This window comes from Alkalihalobacillus sp. MEB130 (assembly GCF_032335535.1).
In the GTDB taxonomy this organism is placed as follows: Bacteria; Bacillota; Bacilli; order Bacillales; family Bacillaceae_D; genus Halalkalibacter.
The window spans coordinates 1-17848 of the sequence record NZ_JAOANA010000016.1 but is presented as its reverse complement, the minus strand read 5'-3'; the positions used below and the strand labels follow the sequence as shown (position 1 = coordinate 17848).

At 38.1% G+C, this 17848-nt stretch carries 22 protein-coding genes; 19 read left to right on the top strand and 3 right to left on the bottom strand.

Annotated features, from left to right (window positions below):
- Nucleotides 1-4: 4 nt before the first annotated feature.
- From N0O92_RS15860 to N0O92_RS15845, 4 genes are all read left to right on the top strand, one after another.
- A complete protein-coding gene (locus tag N0O92_RS15860) occupies nt 5-661 on the top strand; it encodes an amino acid ABC transporter permease (RefSeq protein ID WP_315615644.1) in 657 nt (218 codons plus the stop codon).
- Nucleotides 654-1376: an amino acid ABC transporter ATP-binding protein gene (locus N0O92_RS15855; RefSeq protein WP_315615643.1), complete on the top strand. Its 723-nt coding sequence runs from the start codon at nt 654-656 to the stop codon at nt 1374-1376. Before N0O92_RS15860 ends, N0O92_RS15855 begins: the two co-directional genes overlap by 8 nt.
- A 133-nt stretch (nt 1377-1509) precedes the next feature.
- Nucleotides 1510-2478 (top strand): aromatic acid exporter family protein, encoded by a 969-nt coding sequence (locus N0O92_RS15850; RefSeq protein ID WP_315615642.1) that lies wholly within the window; start codon nt 1510-1512, stop codon nt 2476-2478.
- A 50-nt stretch (nt 2479-2528) separates the two neighbouring features.
- The gene (locus tag N0O92_RS15845) at nt 2529-3041 is read left to right on the top strand and encodes a L,D-transpeptidase (protein WP_315615641.1); all 513 of its coding nucleotides are present in this window, start codon (nt 2529-2531) and stop codon (nt 3039-3041) included.
- Between the two features lie 61 nt (nt 3042-3102).
- Here the strand turns inward: N0O92_RS15845 and prli42 are convergent, their stop codons facing one another.
- Nucleotides 3103-3192 carry a stressosome-associated protein Prli42 gene (gene prli42 / locus N0O92_RS15840; RefSeq protein WP_315615640.1) on the bottom strand — a complete coding sequence of 30 codons (90 nt, stop codon included), beginning with the start codon at nt 3190-3192 and terminating at the stop codon, nt 3103-3105.
- A 149-nt stretch (nt 3193-3341) separates the two neighbouring features.
- On the opposite strand from prli42, the gene mce reads away from it, so the two are divergent.
- Entirely contained in the window at nt 3342-3755 is a 414-nt protein-coding gene (gene mce, locus N0O92_RS15835) for a methylmalonyl-CoA epimerase (protein WP_315615639.1), read from the top strand.
- 113 nt (nt 3756-3868) lie between these two features.
- On the top strand, nt 3869-4993 hold the full coding sequence (locus N0O92_RS15830; protein WP_315615638.1) for a tripeptidase T: 1125 nt from the start codon (nt 3869-3871) through the stop codon (nt 4991-4993).
- Between the two features lie 90 nt (nt 4994-5083).
- Here N0O92_RS15830 and N0O92_RS15825 read toward each other — a convergent pair whose 3' ends face one another.
- The gene (locus N0O92_RS15825; protein WP_315615637.1) at nt 5084-5278 is read right to left on the bottom strand and encodes a hypothetical protein; all 195 of its coding nucleotides are present in this window, start codon (nt 5276-5278) and stop codon (nt 5084-5086) included.
- A 122-nt stretch (nt 5279-5400) separates the two neighbouring features.
- Here N0O92_RS15825 and N0O92_RS15820 point away from each other — a divergent pair, with 122 nt between their 5' ends.
- From N0O92_RS15820 to N0O92_RS15795, 6 genes are all read left to right on the top strand, one after another.
- Nucleotides 5401-6585 (top strand): DNA polymerase IV, encoded by a 1185-nt coding sequence (locus tag N0O92_RS15820; RefSeq protein WP_315615636.1) that lies wholly within the window; start codon nt 5401-5403, stop codon nt 6583-6585.
- A gap of 66 nt (nt 6586-6651) precedes the next feature.
- The gene (locus N0O92_RS15815) at nt 6652-9870 is read left to right on the top strand and encodes a hypothetical protein (RefSeq protein WP_315615635.1); all 3219 of its coding nucleotides are present in this window, start codon (nt 6652-6654) and stop codon (nt 9868-9870) included.
- Nucleotides 9867-10166, top strand: coding sequence for an EscU/YscU/HrcU family type III secretion system export apparatus switch protein (locus N0O92_RS15810; RefSeq protein WP_315615634.1), 300 nt, complete (start codon nt 9867-9869; stop codon nt 10164-10166). The genes N0O92_RS15815 and N0O92_RS15810 overlap by 4 nt, the downstream gene beginning before the upstream one ends.
- 63 nt (nt 10167-10229) lie before the next feature.
- Entirely contained in the window at nt 10230-10655 is a 426-nt protein-coding gene (gene fliS / locus N0O92_RS15805; protein ID WP_315615633.1) for a flagellar export chaperone FliS, read from the top strand.
- 14 nt (nt 10656-10669) lie between these two features.
- Nucleotides 10670-11479, top strand: a complete 810-nt coding sequence (locus tag N0O92_RS15800; RefSeq protein WP_315615632.1) for a flagellin N-terminal helical domain-containing protein — start codon at nt 10670-10672, stop codon at nt 11477-11479.
- A 120-nt stretch (nt 11480-11599) separates the two neighbouring features.
- The gene (locus N0O92_RS15795) at nt 11600-12037 is read left to right on the top strand and encodes a YaaR family protein (RefSeq protein WP_315615631.1); all 438 of its coding nucleotides are present in this window, start codon (nt 11600-11602) and stop codon (nt 12035-12037) included.
- A gap of 100 nt (nt 12038-12137) precedes the next feature.
- On the opposite strand, the gene N0O92_RS15790 is transcribed toward N0O92_RS15795, so the two are convergent.
- On the bottom strand, nt 12138-12743 hold the full coding sequence (locus N0O92_RS15790; RefSeq protein ID WP_315615630.1) for a CPBP family intramembrane glutamic endopeptidase: 606 nt from the start codon (nt 12741-12743) through the stop codon (nt 12138-12140).
- Between the two features lie 45 nt (nt 12744-12788).
- Between N0O92_RS15790 and N0O92_RS15785 the strand changes: the two genes are divergently transcribed.
- The 7 genes from N0O92_RS15785 (at nt 12789) to cysC (ending at nt 17582) form a co-directional block, all read left to right on the top strand.
- A complete protein-coding gene (locus N0O92_RS15785) occupies nt 12789-13226 on the top strand; it encodes an SRPBCC family protein (protein WP_315615629.1) in 438 nt (145 codons plus the stop codon).
- A 126-nt stretch (nt 13227-13352) separates the two neighbouring features.
- Entirely contained in the window at nt 13353-13592 is a 240-nt protein-coding gene (locus tag N0O92_RS15780; protein WP_315615628.1) for a hypothetical protein, read from the top strand.
- A gap of 112 nt (nt 13593-13704) precedes the next feature.
- Nucleotides 13705-14475, top strand: coding sequence for a DUF4097 family beta strand repeat-containing protein (locus N0O92_RS15775; protein WP_315615627.1), 771 nt, complete (start codon nt 13705-13707; stop codon nt 14473-14475).
- Between the two features lie 206 nt (nt 14476-14681).
- Nucleotides 14682-14825: a YezD family protein gene (locus tag N0O92_RS15770; protein ID WP_315615626.1), complete on the top strand. Its 144-nt coding sequence runs from the start codon at nt 14682-14684 to the stop codon at nt 14823-14825.
- 86 nt (nt 14826-14911) lie between these two features.
- Nucleotides 14912-15619, top strand: coding sequence for a phosphoadenylyl-sulfate reductase (locus N0O92_RS15765; RefSeq protein ID WP_315615625.1), 708 nt, complete (start codon nt 14912-14914; stop codon nt 15617-15619).
- Between the two features lie 26 nt (nt 15620-15645).
- Complete coding sequence (sat, locus tag N0O92_RS15760) at nt 15646-16782, top strand: sulfate adenylyltransferase (protein WP_315615624.1); 1137 nt, start codon at nt 15646-15648, stop codon at nt 16780-16782.
- Between the two features lie 203 nt (nt 16783-16985).
- Nucleotides 16986-17582 (top strand): adenylyl-sulfate kinase, encoded by a 597-nt coding sequence (cysC, locus tag N0O92_RS15755; RefSeq protein WP_315615623.1) that lies wholly within the window; start codon nt 16986-16988, stop codon nt 17580-17582.
- The last annotated feature ends 266 nt before the right edge of the window (nt 17583-17848 follow it).

Sequence of the window (17848 nt, the reverse complement as noted above, 5' to 3'; positions counted from 1 at the left end):
GGGGATGAATCTGGATTTTAGTCAAATCGTACCTCATATCCCTTTTTTACTACAAGGGATTGGGGTTACGTTACAATTTGTATCAGCCGCACTAGTCTTAGGACTTGTGTTAGGGATCATCTTGTCCATTTTTAAAATTGGACGATTTCGTGTACTCCGTTGGTTTGCGGATGCTTACACGTCTATATTCCGTGGAACACCTCTAATTTTACAATTATCAATTATTTATTTTGGAATACCTCAATTCGGGATGGATATATCAGCTTATGTTGCTGGGGTTTTGGCTTTTGGTTTAAACTCAGCTGCCTATGTTTCAGAAATCATTCGTGCAGGTATCCAAGCGGTCGACAAAGGGCAAAAGGAAGCTGCTGAAGCGTTAGGGATTCCTTATCGTCCTACGATGTTACGAATCATTTTACCGCAAGCTTTCCGTAATATATTGCCTGCACTTTTCAATGAATTTATTAATTTAACAAAAGAGTCAGCAATTGTTTCGATTATCGGTGTGATGGATCTCATGCGTCGTGCCCAAGTTTTAAACGCACAAATATATCGGTACTTTGAGGCGCTTCTATTTGTTGGGTTAATTTATTACTTGCTCGTGATGGTATTAACGATCATCGGTCGTCTCATTGAAAGGAGATTACAGCGCAGTGATTAAAGTGAATGAGTTATATAAATCCTTTGGGAAAGTTGACGTGTTAAAGGGGATCTCTACAGAAATTAAAAAAGGAGATGTTGTGGCTATTATCGGCCCTTCCGGATCAGGTAAATCGACCTTTTTAAGATGTATGAATTTACTAGAAAAACCGACCTCTGGTACGATTTTTGTTGGAGGAGAAGAATTAACAAGTCCAAAAACAAATGTGTTACGTGTAAGACAGCAAATTGGAATGGTGTTTCAACATTTTCATTTATTTCCACATATGACCGTTTTAGGTAATTTAACATATGCACCAATGACGGTAAAAGGTATATCAAAACTAGAAGCGACAGAACGAGCAGAAACGCTGCTTAAAAAGGTAGGGTTGCTTGAAAAAAGAGATGAATATCCAAGTCGCCTTTCTGGTGGACAAAAACAACGTGTAGCGATTGCTCGAGCATTGGCTATGGAGCCAGAGGTTATGTTATTTGATGAGCCGACCTCAGCTCTTGATCCCGAAATGGTAAAAGAAGTTCTTGCTGTTATGAAGGATTTAGCTACTTCTGGAATGACTATGGTGATTGTTACTCATGAGATGGGTTTTGCAAGAGAGGTAGCCGATCGTGTTCTCTTTTTAGATCAGGGTATTTTAATGGAAGACGCTCCACCAAGTGAATTTTTTCATGCGCCACAATCAGATCGTGCTAAAGAGTTCTTAGAGAAAGTATTGTAAAAAACAAAACACATGCCTGAACAGCACCCCAATTGTTTGACTAACGTTGGAGGTGCATTTTTTTTGATAAAACCGATTGATTGAACACAATATATGGTAAAATAAAGCAAATTTTATGTAAGTGGGGGAACTCATGTCATTTCGAATAGGCTATCGGACGCTAAAAACAGCAATTGGAGCAGGTCTAGCTGTTGCTATTGCTCAAGGCTTGCAATTAGATTTTTATGGCTCAGCAGCCATTATTACGATTTTATGTATTTCTGTAACGAGAAGGGATTCTTTGAAGGTATCGTGGGCACGTATTGTGTCATGTATGATTGGGATGGCGATAAGTGGATTATTGTTTGAAGTGATTGGCTACCAACCTTGGACCCTCACCTTGATCATGATCTTATTTATCCCTATTGTAGTTATGCTAAAAATGAACGCAGGGATTGCTACAAGTTCAGTTATTATCCTTCATCTATATACAGTAGGGGATATGACAGTAGCACTTATTATGAATGAGCTTTTATTAATTACGATTGGGGTTGGAGTAGCTCTTTTAATGAATCTTTATATGCCAAGTAGTGAGAAAGCATTGAGAAACTATCATAAAGACATTGAAGAACACTTTAAAACCATTCTATATGAACTTTCCGTATATTTACGCTTTGGGGAAAGTGAATGGAAAGGAAAGGAAATTCCAGAAACCGTTGATTTATTGCAAGAAGGAAAGAACCTTGCATTACGAAATATTCATAATCATATTTTGCGATACGATGATCAATATTATTATTACTTTAAAATGCGCGAGAAGCAGTTCGAAATCATTGAACGTTTAATGCCCTATGTATCAAAAATCCATCATACTGTTGCTCAAAGTGAAACAGTAGCTGACTTCTTAGAAGAGTTGAGTCAATCGGTAAGTCCGGCAAATAGAGTGCCATATTTTCTAGATAGAATCCAATTAATGAGGGCGGGTTTTGAAGAAATGCCACTTCCTAAAACGAGAGAAGAGTTTGAAGTCAGATCTTCATTGTTGTATATTATGCATGAGTTAGAGGAGTATTTACATATAAAAGATCGATTGTGGAATCATGCGGATAAAAAAAGGTTATAGAGAAAAGCTAACAAAAAAGGGTATAAGTATCGTTTAAGGGAGGTTTTTATGTGAAACTCTCAATCCTGTCCGTGTTAGCTCTCGTGTTGGCTTCTCCTATATGGCCTGTTGGGGAAAATCCTACACTGGGAGATCCCTTTCTCATTGTCAATGTTTCTTCTCATGAACTTGCGTATATAAATGATGGAGAAATAAAGGATGTTTACAAAGTGGCAACAGGGAAGACTGGCGATGAAACACCATTAGGTACATTCACGATAATTGTAAAGGCGAAGGACCCTTATTATCGCAAAAAAGACATCCCGGGTGGCGATCCGAATAATCCACTTGGATCTAGATGGATTGGATTTGATGCAGATAATACCGATGGAAGGACGTTTGGTATTCACGGAACGAATCGACCTGAATCAATAGGGTATTCAATTACTGCAGGATGCATTCGGTTACCTAATGAGATTGTAGAGACATTATTTGAAGAAGTCCCGCTTGGTACAAAGATCCATATAGTAGAGGAAAAGACACCTTTTATCGAAATCGCCCAAGAATTTGGTGCAATAAAGTGAAAAACCTGGTACATGGGTACCAGGTTTTTTTAAGCTATAATGAGCTTGCTTTTTAATTTGTTTAGAAAAAAGATACTCCCATTAAAAGGGTACCAAGAACCATAGTGACAATCATTACATAAATAATAGCTTTTTGAAATTTGCGTGGCATGTGAAACCCTCCTCTTCAATACCTTTTTCTATTTTAGCTTTTTATCATTAATTGGACAAGGGAAATCTACAAATACCAAATTAAAGCAGGATTTAAACATCGGAAAAAGAATATCAAAATAGAATAAGAACTAGAAGGAGTTGATAACGGTGACTAAAGATGGAATACAGAAAATTGATCATATTGGAATTGCTGTTAGTTCAATAAAGGAAGCTTTGCCGTTTTATGTAGATCACTTGCATTTACCTTTTCTTGGAGAAGAGGAAATTTTATCTCAAGGGGTAAAAGTGGCTTTCTTACAAATTGGTCAGTCTAAAATTGAATTACTTGAGCCGTTATCTGAGTCAAGTCCCATTGCAACGTTTCTTCAAAAACGAGGAGAAGGTATTCATCATATTGCATTAGGTGTAATAGATATTCAAAAGAGAATTGAGGACATTAAGAAAAACGGGATTGCGATGATTCATGATGAACCTGTTGATGGAGCAGGTGGAGCAAAAGTGGCTTTTCTTCATCCTAAGTCAGCAAAGGGAGTATTATACGAGTTTTGTGAGAAGGTGTAATTTGATAAAGGAAACTTGCGCTTTATGCAAGAGAACGGTACCATTTACTATAGATCTTTTCTTAGACAAACAGATCAATCATACATAGACAAAAAATTTGGAGGCACGTACTTATGGCTAATGAACAACGTTTAGTGGATGAATTTCTTGAACTTGTCCAAATTGATTCAGAGACAAAGCATGAAGATATTATTGCACCAATTCTTAAAAAAAAGTTTGAAGATTTAGGTGTTTCGGTAATAGAAGACGACGCTGCTAGTAAAACAGAGCATGCAGCAGGGAATTTAATTTGTACACTTGAAGGAACGAAAGAAGGAGTAGATCCTATTTATTTTACTTCTCATATGGATACAGTTGTTCCTGGTAAAGGAGTGAAACCTTCCATACAAGATGGGTATGTGATCACAGATGGTACCACCATTTTAGGTGCAGATGATAAGGCCGGGATTGCGGCGATGCTTGAAGCTATTCGCGTTCTTAAAGAGGAAAATATTGAACATGGTGCAATTCAATTTATTATTACCGTTGGAGAAGAATCTGGATTAAACGGGGCAAAAGTTCTTGATCCTACGCTTTTAAAAGCAAAATATGGTTTTGCATTAGATAGTGATGGACCTGTCGGAAATATCATTGTTGCAGCTCCAACTCAAGCGAAAATAGTAGCGACTGTTCTTGGGAAAACAGCACATGCAGGTGTGGCTCCTGAAAAAGGAATTTCTGCAATTACTGTAGCGGCAAAAGCTATTTCAAAAATGCCTCTTGGTCGTATAGATGAAGAAACGACTGCGAATATTGGTCGTTTTGAAGGTGGAACACAAACAAACATCGTATGTGATCATGTGTCTATTTTGGCGGAAGCAAGGTCACTAATTGGAGAGAAAATGGAAGCGCAAGTAGCAAAGATGAAAGAGGCTTTTGAATCTACTGCAAAAGAAATGGGAACATCTGCTGAAGTGGAAGTAGAAATTATGTATCCTGGTTTTAAATTAGGCGATGGCGATGAAGTGGTTGAAGTAGCCAAGCGAGCTATGTCTCAGATTGGTCGTACACCTAAGCTTTTACAAAGTGGTGGAGGTAGTGATGCCAATATTTTCGCTGGCCATGGGGTACCAACAGTTAACTTAGCTGTAGGATACGAAGAAATTCATACAAAAAATGAACGAATGCCTATTTCTGAATTAGTAAAGTTATCAGAAGCTGTTGTTGCTGTAATTAAAGAAGTATCCACAAACAATTAATGACAAAAGCAATCCAAGTTGATACATTGGATTGCTTTTTTTGTAACTTTAAAGTGATCGCGAAGATTCTATTTTGTTGTACTCGGGTGTTTAGTGTACGATCCGAGTGTGTCCGGATCTACCAAACTCTAAGCATTCTAAAATAAGTTCTTCTGAGTAACCAATCATCATTGCTAGTTCAGCAATAGTTGGTGAGGTATTTTTTTCATAGCGAATCATATTTTCAAGGAGCAATACATGATCAAATAGATCAGAATAAAACGAATCTGTCTTTTTTATCTTCATATGTAACTCCCCTTTATTTATATGATACCTTCACCTTATCGTAAACTTCTGTACTCTGCAACTAGTTCCCTTTGAAAAACGAACGCACTTTCGTATAATAGTGAGGAAGGAGGGGCTTTAGAATGAATCGCGCGCGGCTTATATTCCATTTAGATATGAACAGTTTCTTTGCATCAGTAGAAATTGCGTTTGATCGTACGTTGAAAGGAAAGCCTGTAGCAATAGCTGGTAATCCAGAAGAACGTAGAGGGATTATCGTGACAAGTAGCTACGAAGCTAGGGCTAAAGGTGTAAAAACAACAATGCCTGTTTGGCAAGCAAAGAAACTATGTCCTAATTTAATTGTACTTAGACCAAATGGAGATCGATATCGTGCGGCTTCTAAAGCTTTGTTTGAAATCCTTTTTACTTACACACCGCTAGTCCAACAAGTTTCAATTGATGAAGGGTATCTTGATATGACCTCCTATTTAAAAGAGGATGACCCGATTCGTCTTGCAAAAGAAATGCAGAAGAGAGTATTTGATGAATTACATCTCCCATGTAGCATTGGAATTGCTCCAAATAAATTCTTGGCAAAGATGGCTAGCGATATGCAGAAACCTAACGGAATTACTGTTTTACGTAAAAGAGAGATTGAACATAAATTATGGCCATTGCCAATTGATGACATGCATGGAATTGGAAAGCGTACGGTTGATAAATGGAAAAAGGTACATATTCATACGATTGGGGACTTAGCTAAAGCAGATCGTGAGCAAATCTTAAAAAAATTTGGAGAAAGAGGTTTAGATTTACAAGAGCGTGCAAATGGAAACGACAATCGTCCTGTGAATCCACACGCTTATTCTGAATACAAATCGATCGGCCATTCAACTACTTTAAGGAATGATACTAGAAACACTCAGATGATTCGTTCAACTTTAGAAGAATTAGCCAAGCGAGTACAACAAAGGTTACGAAATAAGAATGTATTTGCAAGAGGAGTGCAAATAACCATTCGATACTCTAATTGGAAAATGGTTACGAAAAGTCACAAGGTAGTAAATCCTATTCAATCACACGAAGAACTAGCCAAAGAAGCTCAACTATTATTTGATAAAGTATGGAGTGGTGAGGCAATTCGTTTATTGGGCATTAGTACTTACGATTTGCTTGAAAAGAAATACGCCTATAAACAGCTAGATCTATTTACGTATGAAGAAGATATAAAAAAAGAAGAAATAAATCAAACGATCCAGCAACTACAGGAAAAGTTTGGAGAAGGAGTTGTGAGAAAGGGTTGGAAAAAACATCTAGAGGATTGATGGTTAACATCTGCTCAATTACAACCGATAGTAAAGGTAGATATAAATGAGCGGAGTGTGAACATCATGCAGATTCAACCATCTTTACATACAACGAAATCAGAACGACAAGTTCAGATGAAAGCAGGTGATGTAGTATCTGCCCTTATTAAGGAACAAAAAGGATCGAATGAAGCAATCATTACTGTAAGAGGTAGAGAGATGGTAGCCTCCTTTGAAGGAGGGGTACCGGCAGGAGAACGTGCAACTATTCAAGTTCTAAGCTCTGATTCAGAGCCAATGCAAGTGAGAGCCGTTCAAGAGCAAACGAAGAGAGAGGCAGCTCGTTCTAAGTCGGCAGAAGGACGTTCACAGGAAGTGAGTCAAGTTTTACGTCAGTTAGGTGTGGCACAACCAAGTACGGAATTACGTGAAGCTGCTAGAATGTTACTAGATAAAAATGTTCCACTGTCTCGTGAATCTGTTAGAGATTTGCAACGGTTTGTAAATGAAGGGAATTCAGCTAAAAGATTGCAAACAGTCCAAGCTGTTGCGAATAAGAGCCTAGACGTAACGAGTTCGCATTTGCGCGCTGTACACGAAGCGATGCATGGAAGGCCAATGAATGAAGTTTTAACAAGTATTGCTAAAGAAATTGATCAGGATTATAAAGTAGAGCCGATTTCTAGAGAGCGAAGAGAGTTTACTCCACGCCTTTCACAAGAAAGTGATCAAGCGAGTCAGGGTCAAAAGCGAGAACCTCACGATAGAAGGGTAAATCAGCATCAAGACCAAGGTCTATCTCAATCTCAAAAAACGACACCGGAAGTTCGTTTTTCGCGTGAATCAGCTTCTGACATACGAAATGTGATTCAGCGAGAGTCCTTGCAGAGGGGGAGCGACCGCCTTCAACAGGTAATGAGTATATCTCAACAAGATAAAGAAACGATGAAGAATGCAGAAAATATACTAAGAGAGGTCCGCTCTACGGATCGAGCAATGAATGATCGAATTCAACAAGTTCTCGTGCAATTGGAGAATCACTCAACTAACTCCTCGGATCGACAAGCAATTAGAGAAGTCCGTCAATTACTGGAGCAACAAGGTTTATCTCAAGTAGTAAAAGAGCGAATTGAACAAATGAGCAATGTAACAGGCAGAGGGCTTACGAACGTACATGAACAATTATCATCTGAAATGAGACAAGCTGATCAAGTCCAGACTGTTGCGCGTGACAGGTTACTTACTGCGTTCAATCAGTTAGAATCTAACGTTACAAAACGATTAGTAGAACGTGATAATCAAGTTCGACAAGTAGATCGAAGTGAGCCAGGACAGAGACTACATCAAGGTGCAGATCTAGGGAATAGAGAACCGACCATACGTGAGCAACTTTCACGATTGCAAAGTGATAGTCAGCGTGAGATGTTTCATAGAGTAGCGGATCGAGTTCAAGAACTAGCCAATCAACCACAAGTGGATCGAGAGACGAGTCGATCAGTGCAACGGTTGCTTGCAGAGTCGAGGCATTTAGTAACGATCTCAACAGAAAGAGTCAATCAAGCTTTACAGCAAATGGAGAAATCAACAAGCGGATCGAATGCAACGGATCGTCAATTGGTTACAGATGTAAGACAACAGATTCAACAAGAAGGGTTGTCCAATTCTGCTAGACAAAAAATAGACAATGTCATACAGCAATTGTCTATAGCTCATTCTTCAGATCGTGACAATCTTTCTGTAGCGACTCGCCAAGCCAATCAATTGCAACTTGTAGCAACCGAAAGAATGCAACAATCATTGAACTTACTAGAACAAAGAGCTCAAGTACCTGAAATGGGTAAAGAAAGTTCGCCGATACAAGAGCTAACGAAACCGATAAGTAAAATCACGAAAGAAGCCGAAACCATTCTTAGAAAAGAGGCGTCACTAGAACAGGCTCTTCAGAAGATCCAATCGTTAGTAGGTGCAGATAGGTTACCTGAACGTGAAACATCGCTTATTAACCAATCCTTAGATACGGCAAAAGAGTTACACCAACAAGGAAGAGAATTAAAAGCTCGTCAAGAACTAGCTTCTACTTTTCAAGAGATCAATCAGCAAAATCAACCTGCACGAGTTGCTGAAACAAATACGTATCGTATAAATGAGGAATTTCAAACAAGTGTTGCTGTGGAAAGTAAGTCAATTGCCGTAACGACCGTGACAGAGAAAATGGCACAAATGACCTTTGATTTTAAAAAACTTCAACGCGACCTAACAAGAAATTTAAATTTAGTCAACCGACAAATGGACCAAGTACGACATCAAGCTCAAACTCAAGCAAAGCCGGTGCTTGAAGCTACAATAAAAAATCTGGATAACGCGATTTTAAAAAGTGAAATGATGCTATTTACAGATATGAAAACGGAACGCCAATTAATGCAAGCTAGCAGCCAATTGGCCGAAGCGAAGAAACTATTAGGACGCGGACAAGTCCGTCAGGCTAGCGAGATTGTTCATGATGTAAAACAACAAATAGAGAAACTGCAATTTCAACCTTCAGATACAAAGGTCAAACATTATACAGCGGCTAATGAGCAAGCGTTGCGTGAACTTCAGTCACCAGCTCAATCGTTTGGAACGAAATATGCTGAAACGATTCGCGGACCCATTCAAGAAGGTTCTCCTCGTGCAATGTTTGAAATGCTTAGAAATGTAGGATTAAACCGTGATTCGGACATTGCTTTACAGTTAGCATCTGGGCGTGAACAACAAGATCTATCTGAAAGAAATCTTAAATCAATTTTAATGCAGCTAGCTCGAGGGGAAGAGGAAGGTTCTAGATTACAACAACTAGCGAATCAAGCAGTAACCAATGTAACAGGTCAGCAACTATTAAGCAGATCAGATCATCAAAGCAACTTACAGAGCCTTTATTTTCAATTACCATTCTTGTTAGAGAATAAAGTAGAGAATCTACAAGTCTATGTTAATTCACGTAATGAAGGGGATAAAATTGACTGGGAAAATTGCAGTCTATACTTTTTGATGGAAACGCCGAAAATGGGCGAAATTGGCATTGTTGTATCTTCTAATGAGCGTCAGCTTTCCGTTACATTAAAAAATGATAATGATGATTTTCAAGAGAAAATGAAACCACTCATTGATATGGCGGTAACAAAGTTGTCTGAAATAGGCTATTCAATCAATGGAATTAACTATAGCAAATTAAATTCTACTCAAGACCCATCAGGCAAACAAGAATCTGATACGACGACTCAACAACCTATTTTTGGTGAGAAAGGGTTTGATTATAAAATATGATGGTAACAAGACATATTAATCATAAACAACGTAAGAAAATCAATGGTCCAACTGCTGCTGTCATTCGTTATGATGAGGAAAATGGTGGAGCACCAAAGGTAGTTGCACAAGGAAAAGGTCAAGTGGCTAATCAAATAATGGAGCTAGCAAGAAAGAACAATGTTCATATGCAAGAAGATGCAAAACTTGTTGAAAACTTACTTGATATGGATTTAGGAGACAACATTCCACCTCAACTTTATTCGGTTATGGCTGAGATCCTGCTTTTAATAGAAGAAATGGAAAAAAGCTATTAAACTTTCTTCGACAAGATCCGATAATAGTAATAAGGAAGAATAGAAAATATGGAGGTGGAATGTTTGACCACAATCCTATCAAATGAGACTCTTTACCAAAAGTCGTCACAAGAGCTAACCGCACTCCTTTATGAAGCGTGTGTAACGAACTTAGAAGAGGCGATCAGTCATATTGAAGAAAAAAATTTCTCTGCTGCAAACGAAAAGTTAAAGAAGACAAGTGATATTGTTCATCGTTTAGGCGCGGGCTTAAATTATAGTGCTGGAATTATTGCTGATCAGCTAGAACAAGTTTATAACTATATAGCGGATAAATTAGTAGAAGCCAATATAAAAAAAGATACTGCTATTATTAAAGAGATTATTTCACTTATAAGCATGATTATGTCATCTTGGAATGAATCAATGAAAACAAAACCAACTTCTTCAGCTAAAGGAACTAAAGCTAAAGTTAATGCGTACGAAACCAATTCACTCTATGAGTCATGAAAGGACAAAGTTGAATGAAAATTAACAACAATATTCAAGCTTTAAATTCTTATCGCAATCTATATCAAAATCAAGCTAGTACTTCTAAAAATTTAGAGAAGCTTTCTTCAGGTCTCCGTATTAATCGTGCTGCTGATGATGCGGCAGGGCTGGCGATTTCTGAAAAAATGCGTTCGCAAATTCGAGGTTTAAAAATGGCAGAAAGAAATGCTCTTGATGGAATTTCTCTCATGCAAACGGCTGAAGGGGCGATGCAAGAAGTTCATGCTATGCTTCAACGTATGCGAGAGCTAGCAGTTCAGGCAGCGAATGATACGAATACACCTGAAGACAAAAAGCAAATTCAAGAAGAAATTAACCAGCTTATTGAAGAGATAGATAGCATTTCAGATAAAACGGAATTTAACAAACGTACACTGTTAGATGGGGTAAATGGCATGAATATTACGTTCCAAATTGGTGCTAATTCCGGTCAAGATGTTCAGTTTGATATTCCTGCTATGAATGTGAACTCCCTTCAAATTGGGGCGGTCAACGTAGAGACGGATGCGCAAGGGGCGATCACATCACTTGATGAAGCAATTCAGAAAGTATCTGAAGCGCGTTCCAAACTTGGTGCAATCCAAAATCGCTTAGAACATACAATTAACAACTTACAAGTGACACACGAGAACTTAACAGCAGCTGAATCACGTATTCGTGATGCAGATATGGCGCTTGAAATGACGGAATTTACTCGTAATAATATTCTTAATCAGTCAGCTACAGCCATGCTTGCACAAGCGAATCAACTACCACAAGGTGTTTTACAATTATTACAATAATGAGAATTACGAGGTGTTTCATAAAGGGAGCTTGAACCTTTTGGGACACCTCATTTTGTATGAAGATTTGTGGTAAGCTACACTAAAGAGTGATTAGCTAAGAAAGAAAGTAGGTGCACGATGGACGTACAACGTATAGCTAAGACAGGTTTAGGACGAATTGAACCGAAAAAAAAGGGTCCAGAAGCAAAAGTTTCATTTCAAGAAGTAATGGGAAAACAACGTGATGAGAAGGCTTATGAACGGCTTTCGCAGTTAATGAGTAAAATCGATGATCAAGGAAAAGTACTTGCCGAATCACGAACGGTTGATGAGTTAAGAAAGTACAAACAACTTGTGAAAGAGTTCATGGAAGATGCGGTGCAGTTTGGTTTAAGCCTTGAGGAGCGAAGAGGTTTTAACCGAAGAGGTCGTACAAAAATTTATAAAATCGTCCAAGAAGTAGATCGGAAGTTGTTAGATTTAACGGATGCGGTATTGCAAAAAGAGAAAAAAGGGCTCGATATTCTTGATATGGTTGGTGAGATAAAAGGGTTATTAGTCAATATTTATGCTTAATACCGCTTCAATTTAGCAAGTGGATTTTAGCCCCTCTAGTGTAGTCCTAGTGCATGAGAATGCATAGTGGTATAAACAGGCTAGAGGGCAGATTTAGTGATTACAATAACGGAAATAAAACTAGCAAAAATAAGTCAAAAACAAGGTGCGAGACAATAACAAGGAAAATGTTTCTCGTTTTAACATAAAGGACTGACCAAATGAATCCGGCAAGCAAAGCTGCTAGTACGAGCAAGAAACTGCCTGTTACGATATGGGCTCCTCCATATAAAAATGTCCCGATCAGTGCGGCTTTGAAGCCCGTCATTCTTTTCTGTAATCGTTTAACGATAAAACCACGCCAAAACCATTCTTCTCCAGGAATAATAATGATAAACAACCATACGTAATGGAGGGGATCAATCGGTTTAACCGTTTGGTAAAGACTGGCTAGTTGAGGCATAAGGGGTAAGCCTGTCCATAAGATAAACCAGTTCCCAACTGCAAACAAAACATACAAACCTATGCCGCTACTTATTGCGAGTGTCCAATCAACTGTATCAAGGTGGTGGACAGATGGTTTCTCCAATAGCCAGCTGTAGACGGTTAGTAAAGCGAGTGAAAGCGGAAAGAGAACCCAAAAGTCAATTGGTTGCAATAAAAAGCTGATGAAAAGCAAAGTAACAGCTAAAAGAAATCCAAAATAGAAAGTGAAAGTTTGCTTCATTTTAATTGACCTCATTTTTTATTTATTAAGAAAGGGGGAAAGCTGTTGGTAGTATTTACCTATAAAACGAGGATTGAAGCCCCTATTGAAGAGGTATGGGCATTTTTTTCAACTGCTGAAAATTTAGCAAAAATTACATCTTTCCCTAAGGTTAGCATTCTTAGTGGCCCTGAGACAAGACAAGGGAACTTGATACAGATGCAACTTCGTTTTGTGTGCTTCTCATTGAAGTGGGAGTCTCTTATTAAAGAAGTACAGGCTCCGCACTTTTTTATCGATAAAGGAGTGAAGCTTCCTTTTCCTTTTTTAGAGTGGCAGCATAAACATGTCTTTCATGTGAAGGGAGAATACACAATTATGGAAGATATCGTCGAGTTCCGATCAGTAGTTCCAAGTTATCTGACAAAGCCCTTATTACTTTCTTTGTTTCGAGGACGTGAAAAAGCGATTCGAAAAGAGTTCGGGTTGGAGGTGAAAAGCTAGCTGTGAAAGTGATGTCACAGCTAGCTTTTTTCTATATTCTGTGCATCTTTTTACATATCATAGCGCTTCTGCGTTTTAAGTTTGAAGGGTTCTGGCAAAGATATAGAAAAAAGGAGGGGACACTTTATGCATTCAAAGCAAACGGTTAAATACATATGTGAGTCTTTTCCATCAGGCAATCATTACTATTATAAAAAAGAATTAATTACGCACGATTGTTGGGAAAACATTGATTCACTACAATGGTCTAGAGCTAGGCCGATTTCAAAATCAACGTTTATAAAAAGAGAAAAAGAAGGTTATAAAACGGAATATATCGTTAAAAAGAAAGCGCCAGCGCAAGTGATTCCCATTGTCAAAAAGTGACTAAATGGTGAAGAAAAGAGCGTTTCTGTTTATTATTGTTGGCTTCCTTTGTAAGTTTCTGTACACTTAACTAGGAAACTGGCATGAATAATAGAGACAGGAGAGAATTGGAATGAAGAAAATCGTATTAGCAAGTTTCTGTATCATGACACTAATCATGATTACAGGTTGTAATATTGTACAATATGAATCAGAAGAAACCTTCACATTAGATGCGACGCAATTAGAAGCACTTTCTATTAACCAAGATGAAGGGGATGTGACGATTACTGGAGTGGAAGGTATAGATGAGGTACGAGTAACCGCTACATTTGCAGCATTAAGTGATCGAGATGTTGAACATGCCAAAGAGTTTAGTGAAAATAATACTTTTCTCAGCTTGGAGGAAGAAGAGGGGATTGGTCAGCTAATAACATCTGTCAAGAGAGGGACTGACATTGAGCAAGGCTTTATCCATTTACATATCGAACTTCCTCCTACCCTTCCTATTTTTTATCGCCAAAATGAAGGACAATTAAAAATCGTATCGATGAAGTCGGATTTGAAAGTGCAACATGGGTCAAACCATCTAACTCTTATCGACATTGACGGAAATGTGGAAGTGACAGATGGGGCAGGACACGTAACATTAGAGAATATAAATGGAACGATTTCAATTAATAATAATGCTGGGACAACGAGTGTCACGGCTTCGAATGGGCCAGTTAGGTTGATAGCGGGATCCGGTCATATTGAATTTGAAGATCATGTTGGAGATGTAACGATACGAAGCGGTTCAGGGAACATCAATATTGTTGGAGTAAATGGTGATGTAGAAATTTTAGAAAGTCGTGGGGGAAATATTTCAATTGAGGAAGTAACAGGGACAATAACACAACCATAATATAAAGAGCATTGCTGAGTAAAACGATCTTCAAGGGGATAGTTTACAACAGGCTGTGCTCTTCTTTTTTATCTAATTTTTCACACTTATCAACTTGACTTTTTGGTGAATGATGGATAGAATACTATTAAACTAATAAATCATATCAAATTACAAGGAATTAAAACTTCCTCGTGTTAAATAATCGTAATTGAGGGAGGATATATATGGGAAGCGAACAAGAATGGAGTCGTGTTAGTAAGCAGTTACAAGAGCTTTTAAAGGATTTAAAATATGGTTCTGTAACTCTTATTGTTCAAGATGGCAAAGTGATTCAATTGGAAAAAAATGAAAAGGTACGAATGAAGTAAGGCGTGCTGACTAGAAAACTAGAGGTGGCGTTGGTAAGTATGAGCTTTACTTACGCTTTTTTTATTGTGGATAGAGGGGTGAGGAAATGGACTATAAATATGATTTAATGACTAAAGAAGATTTTGAAGAAATTAATAAGCAGTTAGAGAGAAAAGACTCATTAGACATTTTAAAATGGGCCTATGGTGAGTTTGGGGAAAAATTAGTATACTCCTGTAGTTTCGGTGTTGAGGGAATGGTGTTAATTGATCTCATAAGCAAAGTGAAAAAAGATGCGACGATTGTTTTTCTCGACACTGATTTTCATTTTAAAGAAACCTATGAATTAATTAATAAAGTGAAGAATCGCTATCCAACGTTGAATATTGAATTAGCGAAACCAGAGCTAACGCCTGAACAACAGGCACAACAGTATGGTGAGCGCCTCTGGGAAAGAGAGCCTGACGCGTGTTGTAATGTACGAAAAATGGTTCCACTTGAGCGTGAATTGAGTAAATATGACGCGTGGATTTCTGGTTTACGTAGGGAACAATCTCCAACAAGAGCAAACACACAGTTTATTAACCAAGATAATCGGTTCAAATCGATTAAGATTTGTCCGTTAATTCATTGGACTGAAGAAGAAATTTGGATGTACGTTAAGCTTCATCAATTAGATTATAACGAGTTACACGATCAAAATTATCCGAGCATTGGTTGTGAATATTGTACGAAACCAGTTGCTGAAGGGGAAGACCCTCGAAGTGGTCGTTGGGCTAACACAGAAAAAACTGAATGTGGATTACACAAATAAAATTAATCTAGAAAGGGAGTTTATCAATGATACAAGCACATGGAGGTTCACTCATTAACCGATTCGATCAATCTTATGACACAACAGCTATTAAGAAGGAAATTGAACTAGATTCTTTTTCACTTTCAGATTTAGAGTTAATTGGAATTGGAGCATTTAGCCCTTTAACAGGCTTTTTAGGAAAAGAAGATTATGAATCGGTTGTTCATAACATGCGTCTAGCAAATGGAACCGTTTGGAGTATTCCTGTAACGTTACCAGTTTCAGAAGAGGTAGCTGCTGTTCTTTCTGTAGGGGATAAAGCGAAGTTGACTTTTAATGGTGACGTTTATGGAGTTGTTGAAATTTCAGATATCTTTACACCGGACAAAAAAGTGGAGGCTGAAAAAGTTTACCGTGCAACTGATGATGCTCATCCAGGTGTAAAGAAAATGTTTGAACGTCCAAATGTGTATGTTGGAGGCGAAATTACGTTAACTAAACGGGTGAAACATGACCGTTTTGAGACATATTATCTTGATCCAAAAGAAACGAGAGCGAAATTTGAAGAATTAGGGTGGAAACGTATTGTTGGATTCCAAACACGTAATCCAGTTCACCGTGCACACGAATACATTCAAAAGTCAGCTCTTGAAATTGTCGATGGTTTATTTTTAAATCCATTAGTGGGTGAAACAAAGTCTGATGATATTCCAGCTGATGTTCGGATGGAAAGTTACGAAGTGTTGCTCGAAAAATACTACCCAGAAGATCGTGTATTTTTAGCTGTGTTTCCTGCGGCAATGCGTTATGCGGGTCCGCGTGAGGCGATTTTCCATGCGATTGTTCGTCAAAACTATGGTTGCACACACTTTATCGTAGGACGTGATCATGCGGGAGTTGGTGACTATTACGGTACGTATGATGCTCAACTTATTTTCTCTGAATTTGAAAAAGGCGATCTAGCTATTAATCCGTTATTCTTTGAGCACAGTTTCTTCTGTAAGGCATGCGGAAACATGGCCTCTACAAAAACGTGTCCTCATGGGAAAGAAGATCGTGTGATCCTTTCAGGAACGAAGGTTCGTGAAATGTTATCTGAAGGTGTTGTTCCACCACCGGAATTTAGTCGACGTGAAGTGGTAGAAGTGTTAATTCGTGGTATGCAGAAGGTACATGCTTAATTTGAATAGATGATGTCCATTGTCGCAATTGTATTTTGCTTGCTCTTGACATGTTTTTCTAGGGGCAAGAGATTCAATGCGATAATGGATCTTATTTTTAGGAATTACGATCTTCATTTATAAGCACAGTGAAGTGGGATTGTGAATGGTGTATAGTTTTAAGTTACATACTCTTTTTAGAGGATTAATAAGGGGGAGTAAAAATGACAGAGAACAATATTGTCTGGCATGATACAACGATTAAAAAAGAAGAACGTCAAGAACGGAACGGACATAAAAGCACGATATTGTGGTTTACGGGACTATCTGGAGCTGGGAAGTCTACACTTGCAAATGCACTTGAGCAACAACTATTCAAACAAGGTAAGAATAGTTATGTACTAGATGGGGACAATGTTCGTCACGGCTTAAACAAAGGTCTTGGTTTTAGCGATGAGGATCGAAAAGAAAATATCCGAAGAATTGGAGAAGTTGCAAAGTTATTTGTTGATGCAGGTACAATCGTTTGTACAGCATTTATTTCTCCATTTAAAGAGGATCGTGATCGCGTACGTAATCTTGTGGAAGAAGGAGAGTTCATCGAGGTGTATGTTCGCTGTTCATTGGAAGCGTGTGAAGAGCGTGATCCAAAAGGGTTATACAAAAAAGCTCGTGCAGGTGAAATTCCGGAATTTACAGGAATTAGCTCTCCGTATGAAGAACCAGAATCTCCAGAGGTTATTGTAGATTCAGACAAGCAGACCGTTGAGGAATCAGTAGAGATTATTATTTCTTACTTACAAGAAAAGAACATCCTCTAAACCCAAAAGGATTTTAAGGGTCAGACCCCTTAGTGAAATGAGCCTTGAAAATGGTTTGTTTCACTAAGGAAGTCTGGCTTTTTTTGTTTGTCGTACAATCAGGGGTCAGACCCACTGGCGTTGCATGACTTGAAAAAATTGTAAAAAGTATATAAGTATTTACGAAAATAAAAAAAACTCCTATTGTAGATGTGTTGAGCTTGTTGTTCCCACTAACAAGTCATCTACAAAAGGAGTTCCAACTATGAAAAGTATAGTGAATGTCA

Coding starts and splice junctions, on each gene's coding strand:
- N0O92_RS15765 (WP_315615625.1), top strand. CDS start 14,912: ATGGACTATAAATATGATTTAATGACTAAAGAAGATTTTGAAGAAATT.
- N0O92_RS15830 (WP_315615638.1), top strand. CDS start 3,869: ATGGCTAATGAACAACGTTTAGTGGATGAATTTCTTGAACTTGTCCAA.
- N0O92_RS15820 (WP_315615636.1), top strand. CDS start 5,401: ATGAATCGCGCGCGGCTTATATTCCATTTAGATATGAACAGTTTCTTT.
- N0O92_RS15775 (WP_315615627.1), top strand. CDS start 13,705: ATGAAGAAAATCGTATTAGCAAGTTTCTGTATCATGACACTAATCATG.
- N0O92_RS15790 (WP_315615630.1), bottom strand. CDS start 12,743: ATGAAGCAAACTTTCACTTTCTATTTTGGATTTCTTTTAGCTGTTACT.
- sat (WP_315615624.1), top strand. CDS start 15,646: ATGATACAAGCACATGGAGGTTCACTCATTAACCGATTCGATCAATCT.
- N0O92_RS15850 (WP_315615642.1), top strand. CDS start 1,510: ATGTCATTTCGAATAGGCTATCGGACGCTAAAAACAGCAATTGGAGCA.
- N0O92_RS15815 (WP_315615635.1), top strand. CDS start 6,652: ATGCAGATTCAACCATCTTTACATACAACGAAATCAGAACGACAAGTT.
- N0O92_RS15810 (WP_315615634.1), top strand. CDS start 9,867: ATGATGGTAACAAGACATATTAATCATAAACAACGTAAGAAAATCAAT.
- N0O92_RS15780 (WP_315615628.1), top strand. CDS start 13,353: ATGCATTCAAAGCAAACGGTTAAATACATATGTGAGTCTTTTCCATCA.
- N0O92_RS15770 (WP_315615626.1), top strand. CDS start 14,682: ATGGGAAGCGAACAAGAATGGAGTCGTGTTAGTAAGCAGTTACAAGAG.
- N0O92_RS15800 (WP_315615632.1), top strand. CDS start 10,670: ATGAAAATTAACAACAATATTCAAGCTTTAAATTCTTATCGCAATCTA.
- N0O92_RS15795 (WP_315615631.1), top strand. CDS start 11,600: ATGGACGTACAACGTATAGCTAAGACAGGTTTAGGACGAATTGAACCG.
- N0O92_RS15860 (WP_315615644.1), top strand. CDS start 5: ATGAATCTGGATTTTAGTCAAATCGTACCTCATATCCCTTTTTTACTA.
- N0O92_RS15825 (WP_315615637.1), bottom strand. CDS start 5,278: ATGAAGATAAAAAAGACAGATTCGTTTTATTCTGATCTATTTGATCAT.
- cysC (WP_315615623.1), top strand. CDS start 16,986: ATGACAGAGAACAATATTGTCTGGCATGATACAACGATTAAAAAAGAA.
- prli42 (WP_315615640.1), bottom strand. CDS start 3,192: ATGCCACGCAAATTTCAAAAAGCTATTATTTATGTAATGATTGTCACT.